Origin of the sequence: Anaerophaga thermohalophila DSM 12881 (assembly GCF_000191885.1) — a bacterium.
GTDB classification, from domain to species: domain Bacteria; phylum Bacteroidota; class Bacteroidia; order Bacteroidales; family Marinilabiliaceae; genus Anaerophaga; species Anaerophaga thermohalophila.
Map to the genome: position 1 here is coordinate 1 of NZ_AEWI01000024.1, position 12,792 is coordinate 12,792.

10 protein-coding genes are annotated in these 12,792 nt (G+C 39.8%); 3 read left to right on the plus strand and 7 right to left on the minus strand.

The features are described from left to right. Positions 1-593 precede the first annotated feature (593 nt). Both ATH1_RS0108905 and ATH1_RS0108915 read right to left on the minus strand, forming a co-directional pair. The gene (locus ATH1_RS0108905) at positions 594-2,090 is read right to left on the minus strand and encodes a glutamine synthetase family protein (protein ID WP_010420382.1); all 1,497 of its coding nucleotides are present in this window, start codon (positions 2,088-2,090) and stop codon (positions 594-596) included. 368 nt (positions 2,091-2,458) lie between these two features. Next, complete coding sequence (locus ATH1_RS0108915) at positions 2,459-3,073, minus strand: HAD family hydrolase (protein WP_044115119.1); 615 nt, start codon at positions 3,071-3,073, stop codon at positions 2,459-2,461. Positions 3,074-3,422: 349 nt separating this feature from the next. Between ATH1_RS0108915 and ATH1_RS0108920 the strand changes: the two genes are divergently transcribed. Both ATH1_RS0108920 and ATH1_RS0108925 read left to right on the plus strand, forming a co-directional pair. Next, the gene (locus ATH1_RS0108920) at positions 3,423-3,989 is read left to right on the plus strand and encodes a helix-turn-helix domain-containing protein (protein ID WP_010420385.1); all 567 of its coding nucleotides are present in this window, start codon (positions 3,423-3,425) and stop codon (positions 3,987-3,989) included. 23 nt (positions 3,990-4,012) lie between these two features. Continuing rightward, on the plus strand, positions 4,013-5,659 hold the full coding sequence (locus tag ATH1_RS0108925) for an AMP-binding protein (protein WP_010420386.1): 1,647 nt from the start codon (positions 4,013-4,015) through the stop codon (positions 5,657-5,659). Between the two features lie 604 nt (positions 5,660-6,263). Here the strand turns inward: ATH1_RS0108925 and ATH1_RS0108935 are convergent. The 5 genes from ATH1_RS0108935 to ATH1_RS0108955 form a co-directional block, all read right to left on the minus strand. Then, positions 6,264-7,340 (minus strand): ATP-binding protein, encoded by a 1,077-nt coding sequence (locus tag ATH1_RS0108935; protein WP_245531757.1) that lies wholly within the window; start codon positions 7,338-7,340, stop codon positions 6,264-6,266. A gap of 4 nt (positions 7,341-7,344) precedes the next feature. Further along, positions 7,345-7,692 carry a hypothetical protein gene (locus ATH1_RS21830; RefSeq protein WP_029164049.1) on the minus strand — a complete coding sequence of 116 codons (348 nt, stop codon included), beginning with the start codon at positions 7,690-7,692 and terminating at the stop codon, positions 7,345-7,347. Positions 7,693-7,922: 230 nt separating this feature from the next. Then, entirely contained in the window at positions 7,923-9,065 is a 1,143-nt protein-coding gene (gene nspC, locus ATH1_RS0108945; protein ID WP_010420396.1) for a carboxynorspermidine decarboxylase, read from the minus strand. A 70-nt stretch (positions 9,066-9,135) separates the two neighbouring features. Beyond that, positions 9,136-9,912: a LytR/AlgR family response regulator transcription factor gene (locus ATH1_RS0108950; RefSeq protein WP_010420398.1), complete on the minus strand. Its 777-nt coding sequence runs from the start codon at positions 9,910-9,912 to the stop codon at positions 9,136-9,138. A 42-nt stretch (positions 9,913-9,954) separates the two neighbouring features. Next, the gene (locus ATH1_RS0108955) at positions 9,955-10,980 is read right to left on the minus strand and encodes a sensor histidine kinase (protein ID WP_010420400.1); all 1,026 of its coding nucleotides are present in this window, start codon (positions 10,978-10,980) and stop codon (positions 9,955-9,957) included. A gap of 441 nt (positions 10,981-11,421) precedes the next feature. Between ATH1_RS0108955 and ATH1_RS0108960 the strand changes: the two genes are divergently transcribed. Further along, positions 11,422-12,720 (plus strand): TolC family protein, encoded by a 1,299-nt coding sequence (locus ATH1_RS0108960; RefSeq protein ID WP_010420402.1) that lies wholly within the window; start codon positions 11,422-11,424, stop codon positions 12,718-12,720. Positions 12,721-12,792: the final 72 nt, after the last annotated feature.

Sequence of the window (12,792 nt, forward strand, 5' to 3'; positions counted from 1 at the left end):
TCCCTGTTTTTGTTTTCTTAGATGATTAGAGGTTAAATGGTGTTATACATGTTCTGTTGTGGAAAAACGTTGTCATGCTTTTTTCATCTTAAATCTTAAATCTAAAAATCTGATAATCTATTAAGACAAACCTTGCCATGCTCGTTTCATCAATATAAATATTTTTTCTTTATACGGGCAAACTGTGGTGTTGCAGGGGTTGGTAAAAAAAGCTAAAACGCAAAGACGTATGTTGTGTTTATAATTCACACTACTGGCTACTGACTAAAAACTACTGACTAAATTACTTATATCTAAAAATCTGATAATCTATTAAGGCTGTCTTTATCATGCTCGTTTCATAGTATTATCTTTTTTATCCTTTAACAAACAAAAATGGATGATGTTCTGCATCGCTTTCAATCTTTCGGGCTGAAGATTTTTTCTTCCAGGATGGTTTTGACCAGCCCGGTTATGGCTACACTTTCTGAATACTTTTCTGGATAGAGGCGAAAATATCATTCATTGGTTCACCTATGGTAAGGGTAACAGCAATAAATGTCACAATAAGCACTGCTAATGGTCAGAAACAAGGCTGTCAACATCAAAGTATTTTATTGGCAGTGAATATATTTTATGACCAGTTCTCTTTCTTTATTTTTATCAGCAGAGATTTCTTCCCTGATATTAATATCATTATAATTTTTGAGTATGTCGATGGTGTGGGTAATGATCATTCGGGGAAATACGCCGCTTCCGATGAATATATCCCTTTTCGAATCAAGTCTTTGAGCCGATTCAAAGCACGACGATGGAAGCTGGTTCAGATGCTTGAAATCCGAAGTATGGAAAATGTTTCCTTTTACGTAGAGTGCTTCGGCTTTTTCCAGTGCGTCGGGCATAGTTAGTCCATGCACGGCGGCGACCAACAATCCTGCCATGATGAGATGGATATTGGCACTTCCGTCGGGAACTCTGAATTCGAATGTTTGAAGATTGTTTATCGTAGCCTGGTTGTTGTTTTGCATTCCCGGATTAACTACACCTGCCATATCCTTATTACCCGACCATCCGAGCGGTATTCTTACAAGCGCTGAGCGGTTTCTTTCTCCCCAGCATATATATGTAGGTGCTTCCTGATTGGGGACAAGTCTCAGGTAAGAAGTGGGGACGGTATTTCCAAATGCCGTTAGTGCATCGGCCAAGTCAAGAATGCCTGCGATAATTTTTCTTGTGGTAGGACTTACCAGCTCATTTTGCATGACAATATTTTGTCTGTCTTTGAGCACCATCATATGAAAATGTAACCCGTTGCCTGCTTTTCCGGTACTGATTTTTGGGGCAAAGCTGATCTCAACACCTAATTCTTCCGCCAGCATTCTTAAAATCCATTTGGCAATAAGTATCTGGTCGGCAGCAATATCCGGTCTGGTCGGCAGAAATTCTATTTCATGTTGTTCGAACGATTCATCACCTCTTGTGAAATTTCCTACTTCGGAATGACCGTATTTAATTTGGCCCCCACATTCAGCAATCAGCCTGAGGGCTTCTTTGCGCATCCATTCAAATTTGGCAAATGGTTGCGACTCATGATAACCTTTTTGGTCGGTAGCGGGGAAAATACTCGCTGTTGAACTGTTTACGTAGTATTCCAACTCTCCCAGCATTTTCATTTCCAGCCCGGTAGATTGAGTGAAATAGTGCGATGCCTTCCTGAGAATATTTTCAGGAGACAGCTCAAACAAGCTTCCGGTATAATCAAAAAAAGAACAAAGTATTTCCAGTGACGGCATATCGGAGAATGGATTCAAAAACGCAGTGTGATATCGTGGAACCACATAAAGATCACTGCTTCCGGTCTCCATGAATGAAAACAAACTTGAGCCGTCAACTCTTTCTCCGAAAGTTAAAATTCTTCTGAGATGATCGATACTGTGAATAGCAAAATTGAGGGTTTTCAAACGTCCGTCTTCTCCTGGATATCGAAAGTTTAAAAGTCTAACATTATTTGCCGACATATAATTGATGATATCCTCCCTGGTGAAATTTTCCGGCTCCTTTTTAAGAAATTTGACCAGAGGATTGGGGCTGAAATCGAAATGTTCTTCCATGATGCTCTCCTTAAAGTTTAAAGCCAAAGTCCTCTACATTCCATCTTTCAGGAAACGATAAGATAGACAAAACAATAGCTCCCGTTTGTTGTGACTAACTTAGGCAATAAGTATCACGAAAAAGATGAGGAACATCAGAAAGAAGGCCATTTCTGATTTGATTTTTATCAGCGTTTTGATGTCGTTTTGCATATCAGCACTCTGTTAGACTTTTACAATATATATACTGAAAACCAATTTTTTCATGTCAAAAACTTGTATCTGTTAAAATACAGTTTCTGAAAGTTATATGATTTATCTGACATCTAAGAATCTTTCGATCTATTGACATATTATTTAGTGCCCGTCTGTAAAGTCGGGAAAATTTCTTACTTATCATGTGTCTGTCCGGTTGTTACTTCGTAATAGTCTGTCACATCTGTAACCATCATTCCGGCATCGCGGGCAGCTTTCATACCAAGTATTCCGTCTTCAAAAACCTGGCAATACTCTGGTTCTATGTTCATGCGTCGGGCACATTTCAGAAAAGTCTCCGGATGTGGTTTGGGGTTGGTAATATCATCAGAAGTGACAATAATATCGAAATATTTATCCATTCCAACGGTTTTCAGCGTTTCTTCTGCTACTTTACGCTGACCTCCTGTACCTACAGCCATGGGCAGCAGACCATGATAGTGACGTATGATTTCGGCAACGGGCTCGATAGGCTTAGTTTGCGACAGAGTTGCCCTGAAGCGTTCTTCTTTTTCTTCGCCAACTTTTCGCGGGTCCATATTGGTGCCGAACATTTCGTTAAGTTTTTCAACTGTGCCGTACAGGGGAATGCCGGCAAGTTGATTAAACAGGTCTGTTGTAAACTCAATGCCGTGTTTCCTGCATGTTTCGCGCCAGGCAATAAAATGGGCCGGCATTGTGTCGGCAATGGTGCCGTCCAGATCAAAAATGAGTCCTTTTGCTTCGGGATAAACCGGAATGCTATGCATGATTTTTTTTTTTATGAGTGTAGTATAAAAGGCCTTCAAACTGCTGATTTTTACCATTTTTACCCCTGACCCCTAAAGGAGAACTGCTAAAAATCAGCAGTTTGAAAAAATCCCCTTTAGGGGATTTAGGGGTCAAAAGGCGTTTTAGACTGCACTCATTTATGAAGGTGCAAAAATAGTGAATTTTCCCGTATAAGGTAAGCTTTGTTATTGCTCACTTAAGGGCTGTTAACAAGTTTGAGACAGTGTTTCTCACTTTCGATCCATAATAAAAACGCGTAAATTGTTGTGTATTTTGTTAAAAAACCCTTTTTTTGGTGTCGGTATTTAATCATCTAACAATCTTTTTATGAAACCTGGAGAAAAGATTAAATTACAAAGAACGGATAAGAAACTCGAATTACCGGAAGTGGCAAAACGTGCCGGAATCGACGAAAAGCAATTGGCCGCAATAGAATCCGGTAAGGTGGAGCCTTCGTTGGGAACACTCATTAAGCTTGCCAGGGTATTTGGTGTCAGACTGGGTACTTTCCTGGACGATCAGCAGGATAAGGGTGTTGTTGTCACCAAAAAAGGAGAAAATAGACCTTTGGGAAGTATGAATGCACCCGGAACAAATGAGGTAGAGAATCTGACCTTTTCGTCATTGGCTTGCCAGAAGAGCAACCGTCACATGGACCCGTTTCTCATCGAGGTGTTTCCCGGAGATGACGTAACCGGACAAAAATTTTCGGCCCACGAGGGCGAAGAATTTATTTATGTTCTGTCAGGAAGTATTGAAGTAGCGTATGGAAAAGAAACGCACCGGTTGGTTGAAGGCGACAGTATTTATTATGATTCTATTGTGAAGCATCGGATCAGGGCATTGAACAATGAAAAAGCACTTGTTCTGGCCGTAGTTTATTTACCGGTTTAGTTCTTTCTGAAAAATTTTACACTATGTCATTTCAACCAATAGAAGATACTTTAGGCGATTTACTTGAAAAGTGGGCCGGGCAAATGCCGGATCACGACTTTATGGTTTATCCCGACCGGGGGCTTCGGTTTTCTTACAGCGAATTTAACGAGCGGGTGGACAAAATGGCCAAAGGACTTATTGCCATTGGCGTTCAGCCGGGTGATAAAGTGGGTATATGGGCGAATAATGTACCGGATTGGACCACTTTGATGTTTGCTACTGCAAAAATCGGTGCCATACTTGTTACCATAAACACCAGTTACAAGCTTGCAGAACTGGAATATCTTATCAAAAATGCTGACCTGAACACGCTTTGTATTATCGACGGCTATCGCGACAGTGATTTTGTGGATATGATTTTTCAACTGGTTCCCGAACTGAAAACCAGCCAGAGAGGTCACCTCAGAAGTGAGAAATTTCCCGAACTTAGAAATGTCGTTTTTCTTGGACCTCAGAAACATCGTGGCATGTATAATACACCTGAGCTTCTCCTGCTGGGCAATCATGTTGACGATGAGGTGTTGGAAAAACGTAAAGAAGGAGTAAATTGTCACGATGTCGTTAATATGCAATATACGTCGGGGACAACCGGTTTTCCAAAGGGCGTAATGCTGACGCATTATAATATTGTTAATAACGGTCAGGGGGTTGGCGATAACATGAAATATACACCTGATGACCGTGCTTTACTGTGTGTCCCGCTTTTTCATTGTTTTGGCTGTGTTCTCGGTGTCTGTGCAGTTATTACGCACGGGGTGAGCATGGTCATTACCGAAGATTTTGATCCGCTTATGGTTTTGGCAGCGGTTCAGAAGGAAAAATGTACTGCTATTTACGGAGTGCCGACCATGTTTATTGCGGAATTGAATCACCCGATGTTCGATATGTTCGATCTTACGTCACTGCGTACAGGTATTATGGCCGGTTCTCTTTGTCCGATCGATACCATGAAGCAGGTAATGACCAAAATGCATTGCGATGAGATCATTATTGTTTACGGACTGACGGAATCGTCGCCGGGAATGACTACCACCCGGACTTTCGATCCACCGGAAATACGGGCGACTACTGTAGGAAAGGAACTGCCCGGCGTGGAAGTTAAAATTATTGACCCTGAAACAGGCGAAAAGCTTGGACCTAATCAGCAAGGCGAAATATGCTGCCGTGGCTATAACGTGATGAAGGGGTATTACAATGATCCGGAGGCTACCAGGAATGTTATTGATGAGGATGGGTGGCTTCATTCGGGCGACCTCGCGGTAAAAACCGATGAAGGATTTTACCAGATTACCGGTCGGATTAAGGACGTGATTATCCGGGGCGGGGAGAATATTTATCCGCGTGAAATAGAGAATTATATATACAATATGCCGGAGGTCGAAATGGTTGAAGTTGTTGGTCTGCCGGATGAAAAATATGGTGAAATTGTTGGCGCTTTCATTAAATTAAAAGAAGGAAAATCGCTGACGGAAGAAGGCGTTCAGGACTTTTGCAGGGGACAGATTGCCCGTTACAAAATTCCGAAGCATGTGTTTTTTGTGGACGATTTTCCAAAAACCGCCAGTGGAAAGATACAGAAATATAAACTTCGCGAAATGGGAGCCGAACAGATAAGTAGTAAAAAATGAATGTTACAATAATGAACGATTTTAACTATTAAAAAGTCGCGGTGGCCCGTCTGCTTTCCGGGCCGGCGGATGGCGGGCGGGAAACCAAAATGGGCGACCTTCATGGCCTTGTGCAATGGCCGGAAATTTTGGTTTTCGCGGGAAGACAGGTTTAAGCGGACCAGACCTTTTTGGTTCTTTTTGGGACAATGTCAAAAAGAACAATGGAAACGAGCATGGCAAGGTTTGCCACAAAAGAATATGTATAAGTTCTTGCATGCGAGTTCCATCCGACCTTAAAAATAAATTATATACGGATGAAAATAAATTTGAAACAGGCTGCTGATTTTTTCAGCAGCCTCTAACTAATTGAAAAAACAATACTTTCGATAGAAAGGATTGAGTTCGGTTTTTCCAAAGAATTACTTTTTTGACACTCTCAACAAAAAGGACACTCGGAACTCCGTTATGGGCGGCTTTGCAAGCCTGGCAACCGGCACTCTAAGGGCAGCCACACTTATTGTGAAAATTTTTGCGGGTTTATAGACGAGCACTAAAAGCTTTTATTAAAGCCCCTTCTTCGCTAAAGCTTTGCAGGACAATCAGCAACTACCAACAAAAATGTTTATATACTAAAATAAAAACTGGTTCCTTTATTGATCTCCGATTCGAACCATATTTTTCCACCGGAAAGTTCTACGATTTTGGAGGCAATGGTAAGCCCTACTCCGATGCCGGGATAAAATTTTGAGTTGTTTGGTGCTCCTTTTTCAAACGCTTTGAAGATGATTTTTTGTTTTTCAGGAGGAATACCAACACCAGTGTCTTTTACATAAAAGACAGTCTTTCCCTCTTCATCCAGGTGACTGCCGAAAATAACAGAGCCTTCATCGGTAAATTTTATTGCATTATTGACCAGATGTGTCATTACCTCCTTCAGATAGGGGAGATTGGTCTTAAAACGATGGTTTTCAGGCAGGTTCATCGAATATGAAATGTGCAGATGCTCTTTTTTGTAGTTGGTCAGAGTTTTGCGGGCTTGTACCAGTATTTCACGAAAAAGAGGGTCCGGTTCAACATCAGATTGGCTTTTTGGAATAGACTCTTCGGACTCGATTTTTGACAAATGTAAAAGTGAATCAACCAGTTGAAGAAGCTCGTCGGTTTTTGCATGTAAAAGTGCTGCAAAATTTTCTTTGTCTACATTAGAAATATCCGAATAGATCAGTATTTCCGAAAGTCCCTGGATGGCATTCAGCGGTGTTCGTATCTCGTGTGATATGTTTCGGATAAATTCCTGCTTAATTCTTTCGGGCGAAGAATTTTCCTTTTCTTCCTGGCTCTTTTTCTCACACTGCCATTTTTGAAATGTACCTATCAGCTTGTCCTGCAAAAGCACGCCATAAAATTTTTGTTGGCTGTCTATTACCGGCAAAGCAGGGAGGTTGGTTGATGAAAGCAGGTTCATGGCCTGGTCAATAGTGGAGTCGGGCGAGATACAGGGTTTAGGTAACAGGCAATCGGCAACGAGTTTTTTCTTCCGTGCTAAAACATCAGGGACGGTCAGCATTCCCACGTATTTGTCGGTTTCTTCCAATACGATGAAGAAGCGTTGGTGGATCAGTTCGTCTTCAATTTCGTTGATGCCTTTTAATGGTGCAGTTTTGGGGTAGTTCTGTTCGATGTAAGGTTCGATTTGCATGGTCTTATATTTCCAAATCAATAGTATCGTAATCGATTTTTAACTTGAAATCTACTCTGAGGATTTCGGAAGGCGAAATATAAGGAAAAACTTTCTGTTTTAACATCTCTAAAATCTTTTCTGTTTCAATTTTTTTTAAAATATTCCGGTTTATGTATATGGCTTCAACTTTTGGGTCATCAACGTCGATTGTTTCAAACTCGTTGGGAACAAGTAATTCAAATAGTTTTGAGATGCCAACTTTTCCCTGGGGAGATTTTTTCCCGATAACCAGGATATCTTCGAAGGGAGGAAATTTTATTTCTTCAAATCCCAATTTTATTCTATATCTTAGTGTTGTATCCTGAAACATGAATGAAATTGTTTTTTCTTTAAAAGTATTAAGTTTATTTCTCTTTATCAATAACTTTTTGCAACTTTTTAACTGAAAATGTAATTTATTATTTATGAATAAAATGGGAAGCTTTGGTTGTGGCGTGTTGCATTTGTATTTACGGCAGAATATGAACCGATGTTTCAGAATAAATGAGAAAAATATTTTGTTTGTTTTTAATTTGTATTTAAACAGGTTGGTTCTTTGGCTCATCCCATTCTGGATTTATAGTCTTCATAGCCAAAATTTCTGACTATTTTCAGACCGTCTTTGTCATTCCAGAAAGCGATAGCCGGATGTGGTACCCCGTTGAACATGGTGGTTTTCACCAGGGTATAATGGATCATGTCTTCAAACACAATCCTGTCGCCGGGTTTCAGCGGATTATCAAAACTCCAGTAACCGATAAAATCGCCTGCCAGGCAGCTGTTGCCTCCCATTCTGTAAGTGGGGAGTTCTTTTACCGGCTTGTGATGGGCGCCTCTTATCCGTGGTTTGTAAGGCATTTCAAGGCAGTCGGGCATGTGTGCCGTGAAGCTGACATTAAGAATGGCGGTTTGAATGCCGTGATTTTCTACTATATCCACAACTTCCGAAACCAATACACCTGTTTCCCAGGCAAAGGCGCTGCCCGGTTCCAGAATGATATGCAGGTTCCATTTTTCCCTGAATGTTTTCAGTAGGTTGATGAGGTGCTCTACATCATAATCTTTTCGGGTCATCAGATGGCCGCCACCCATATTAAGCCATTTAATCTGTTTTAAATGATTGCCGAATTTATCTTCAACATTTTTCAGGACTTTTTCCAGTTCATCGCTTGACGATTCACAGAGGGCATGAAAATGAAGGCCCTCTATGCCATCTGGTAATCTTTCCGGCATTTTTTCGGCTATAATGCCAAGCCGTGATCCTGGTGCACAGGGATTATATAAATCGGTAGAAACTTCTGAATATTCGGGGTTAATGCGTAATCCGGCCGAAATATGTTTTTCATGAGATTTGAGCATCGGTCTGAATCTTTCATATTGCGCCACGGAGTTAAAGGTAATATGGCTGCTGTATTGCATTATTCCGGGGAAATCTTTTTCAGTATATGCCGGACTGTAGGTGTGTGCCGGACTGCCCATCTCTTCAAAAGCCAGGCGGGCCTCATGGATGGAACTGGCTGTGGCGCCCGGTATATATTCCCGAACAATTGGAAATGCCGGCCATAATGAAAACGCTTTAAAAGCCAGGATGATTTCAATGCCGGCACGGTCGCGTACACTCCGGATTAATTCCAGATTTTTACGCAGCAATGATTCATCCATCACATAAGCAGGAGAGGGAACCTGTTCTGTATCGATGCTCATAATTTAGTCTTAGGTTTGTTGGTTAATAAAACGCCTTGTTTTTGGCAAAAATATGCTTTTTACAGCGTACTCACTGATCATTTTCACCCGAAAAATAATTCAATAGCTTTGGTTTCATTGTTTTACTTACGGGAATATCGTTTGATCCTACTTTTACGCGATTGCCGTTGATCTCGGTTATTTTATTCAGGGCAACTATATAAGATTTGTGGATGCGCATAAATTTTTTTACAGGAAGTTCTTTTTCCAGTTTTCTGAGGGAGAAGAGTCCCATATATTTTGCTTCCGGGGTATAAAAAGTCACGTATTCCAGGGCACCTTCAATATAAAGAATATCATTATATTTGAGTTTGACCATTTTGCGGTCACTTTTTACAATGATAAAATCCTTTTCCTTATTATGGTTCTCTTTGTCGGCGGGATTGTCTTTTTCGGACTGGCTCGCTTCCAGTTTTTTAAATTTTTGTTTGTAGGAGAGAATCGTAATAATTTTATTAACCGCTTTTACAAACCTGGGAAAAGAAACGGGTTTTAGCAAATACTCTACCGCATTTACCTCAAATCCCTGAACAGCATATTGCGGATAGGCCGTGACGAAAACGATTAGAGGGCCGTGCGGTACCATCAGATTTTTGATGAAATCCATGCCCGACATATCCGGTATTTCAATGTCTGTAAAAATGACGTCAATATCTCCATGGCTGATGGTATTGATAGCAGTCATCGGCGTGTCAAAAGAGTCCACAAGATTGAACTGCGGAATTTTAGATATATAATCGGCCATGAGTTTTCGGGCCAGATATTCATCGTCAATTACAATACAGTTATATTTTTCCTGATAGGTCATTTTTTATTAGCCTGTTGGTTTTTGTTGATGCAAAAAGAAGATTTATTTATGCAATTTCAAAACAACTTTGTAAAGATTTTCTTCATTAATAATAACCAGACTATGCTTATTCGGATAAAGTAACTCTAATCTGTTGCGGGCATTTTCAATGCCAATACCTCTTGATATAGACGGTTTTTTTGTGATATTGATGGACGGTTTGCTGTTTTCTACGCTAAATGTAAATTGATCTTTGGTTTGTTTAAGTTTTATTTTCACGTAACCTGATTTATCTTTTTCAATTTTACTGTGTTTAAAAGCATTTTCTACAAAAGTAACCAAAAGCATCGGGGCAATTTGATAATTTTCATCATACTTTCCAATGTTGAAACTGATATTTTGTTTTTCTTCAGTTTTAAGTTGCTGAAACTCCAAAAAACTGTTGATATACTCGATTTCCTTATACAGGCTGATATAATCTGATTCACAGTCGTATAAAACATACCGGAGCATATAGGAAAGCATAGTGATTTTTTCGGGTGCCGATTCATCACCGGTGTAAACCATGGTGTAGATATTGTTTAAGGCATTAAACAGAAAGTGTGGGTTGATCTGGGTCTTCAGAAATTTAAGTTCGCTTTCCGCTTTATCCCGTTTAAGGGTCTCAATTTCAATGTTGTTTTTTTCCTGTTTTTCGACCAGGTACTTGGTCATGCTAACCCAAAAAGCCATTAGACACAAAACAAGATAAAATATGAATGGCGCAATTAAATTGAAATTTCTGGGAGCCATATTGGGATATATATCGTAAAAAACCGATTCCAGAAAAACGCCCAATACAGACAGTCCAATTATCAAAATTGCATTGTAATGCCTGAATTTATTTTTATAGTGGTCGTAATAATGCGGCATGAACCTTCTGAGGTTAAGATTGTAAACCAGGTATTGCATTGAAGTGAGCACCACGGCATGAAATAACCCTTTTACAGTGCTAATCTGCGTTCCCAGCGAAAAGTAAAAGAGGGCCAGCATAATCCAGGTAGCCGCGCTTGGCAGGGATTTATATAATTTGGCAATACTTTTAAGCATAATGTAATGTGTTTCAGGTAGATTTTATTCCATTTTGCAACAAAAATATGACAATTACCGATATTATTCTTCCTTTCTTTCAGGTATTCAATGAAAAGACTGTAGCGTCAATCATCGGAACTATTCTTCAATGAATGGCATAACCCGAATATTTTGTCCGATTATTGAAAACTCTTATAGTTTCCTTGATTTTATTTTTTCCTCTGCGATAATGATGAGTTATTTGCATCTGAATAATACAGGGTGAAACGAGCATGACAAAGATTGTTTTAATAGATTTAAGATGGTAAGATGTAAGATAAAACGGGTCTGACAAGGCATACCACATCAAGAATATGTATAAAGTCTTGCATGCGAGTTCTATCCGACCAATAACTTAGACTTATTTTATACTGATGGAAGGAATTTGGATTTTCTGATTTAATCAAAATTAAAAACAATATGCGAAACAGGATTTTTGTTTTAATGTTGACAATCTTTTTTGTGGGTATTACTACTACGTTTGCGCAGGAAAAGGTTAGTCTGACTCTTAAAGAGGCTCGCGAATATGCATGGGAACATAATCGCACCTTAAAAAATGCTTCATTAGAGGTAAAAAAGGCTGAAGCCATCCGTTGGCAAGCGCTTGCAACGATGCTGCCACAGGTGAGCGGTTCGATTGAATACAATAATATGTTTGGGTATTCAATGGATTTGGGCGAATTTCAGATTTCTATGCCCAATTCAATTAATTATAGCGGAAGGGCCAGCGTATCTTTTAGCGGAGCGCAACTGATCAGTGTTCAACTGGAAAATATCTCGAAAGAGATGGCCAATATTTCACATGACCAAACCGAAGACGAGGTCGCTGATCAGGTGAAAATACTCTATTATTCCGCATTGGTACTTGAGAAAACAACTGATCTTCTGGAGAAAAATCTTAAAAATCTTCAATATCTTCTTACGCTTACACAAAAGTCGGTTGAGGTAGGTATAGCTGAACAAACTGATGCTGATAAAATTGAAGTTCAGGTGGCTTCTATGGAAACCAATGTGAATTCAACCAAACGTTCATTGGAGATGGCATATAATTCATTGAGATTACAATTGGGGCTTGATGTTGATTCTGAAATTGAATTGACTCAGACTATTGAGGAGTTGATGGATGCTGAAAGGGCCATGGCTTTACTGGATGCTGATTTTATGCTCGACAACAATTACGACTATCAATTGATGCAACAAAATGTTAAGTTGGCTGAAAAACAGCTATCTCTTAAAAAATGGCAATATGCACCCTCGATTACTGCTTTTTATCAATACACCGAAAAAGATTATCTGAGCGATGAACAAACGATGAATTCAACGCCGCCTAATATGTTTGGTCTGACGCTTAACATCCCTGTTTTTTCCAGTGGTAGTAGATATAAAGCTGTGAAAGAGGCAAAATTTAACTATGAGCAAAAAGCCAATTTGCTTGACGATACCCGCGAATCACTTATTATCCAGCATCGCCAGTTGCGCTATAATCTTAAATCAAATTATGAAACTTACCAGACTCAAGTGAAAAATCTGGTTGTTGTGCAACGGGTCTTTGATAATATGTCACGTAAGTATGAGCAGGGAGTGGCTTCCAGTCTTGATGTTACCAATTCCGGATCGGAGTTGATTTCTGCTCAAAATACGTATGTGCAGGCATTGTTGGAGGTGGTTAATGCTCAAATCGAACTTGAAAAGTTGCTTAATGCTCAGATGTACGATTGATTCGGCAATTCAAAGTTTGATGCTGTTGTCATCCAATATTGGCCGTTAGATTTATTGATACAATTCGGATCA

What these genes read in the sequence shown, in the direction of transcription:
- ATH1_RS0108905 (WP_010420382.1), bottom strand. Translation starts at nt 2,090, where the DNA reads ATGGAAGAACATTTCGATTTCAGCCCCAATCCTCTGGTCAAATTTCTT.
- ATH1_RS0108915 (WP_044115119.1), bottom strand. Translation starts at nt 3,073, where the DNA reads ATGCATAGCATTCCGGTTTATCCCGAAGCAAAAGGACTCATTTTTGAT.
- ATH1_RS0108920 (WP_010420385.1), top strand. Translation starts at nt 3,423, where the DNA reads ATGAAACCTGGAGAAAAGATTAAATTACAAAGAACGGATAAGAAACTC.
- ATH1_RS0108925 (WP_010420386.1), top strand. Translation starts at nt 4,013, where the DNA reads ATGTCATTTCAACCAATAGAAGATACTTTAGGCGATTTACTTGAAAAG.
- ATH1_RS0108935 (WP_245531757.1), bottom strand. Translation starts at nt 7,340, where the DNA reads ATGCAAATCGAACCTTACATCGAACAGAACTACCCCAAAACTGCACCA.
- ATH1_RS21830 (WP_029164049.1), bottom strand. Translation starts at nt 7,692, where the DNA reads ATGTTTCAGGATACAACACTAAGATATAGAATAAAATTGGGATTTGAA.
- nspC (WP_010420396.1), bottom strand. Translation starts at nt 9,065, where the DNA reads ATGAGCATCGATACAGAACAGGTTCCCTCTCCTGCTTATGTGATGGAT.
- ATH1_RS0108950 (WP_010420398.1), bottom strand. Translation starts at nt 9,912, where the DNA reads ATGACCTATCAGGAAAAATATAACTGTATTGTAATTGACGATGAATAT.
- ATH1_RS0108955 (WP_010420400.1), bottom strand. Translation starts at nt 10,980, where the DNA reads ATGCTTAAAAGTATTGCCAAATTATATAAATCCCTGCCAAGCGCGGCT.
- ATH1_RS0108960 (WP_010420402.1), top strand. Translation starts at nt 11,422, where the DNA reads ATGCGAAACAGGATTTTTGTTTTAATGTTGACAATCTTTTTTGTGGGT.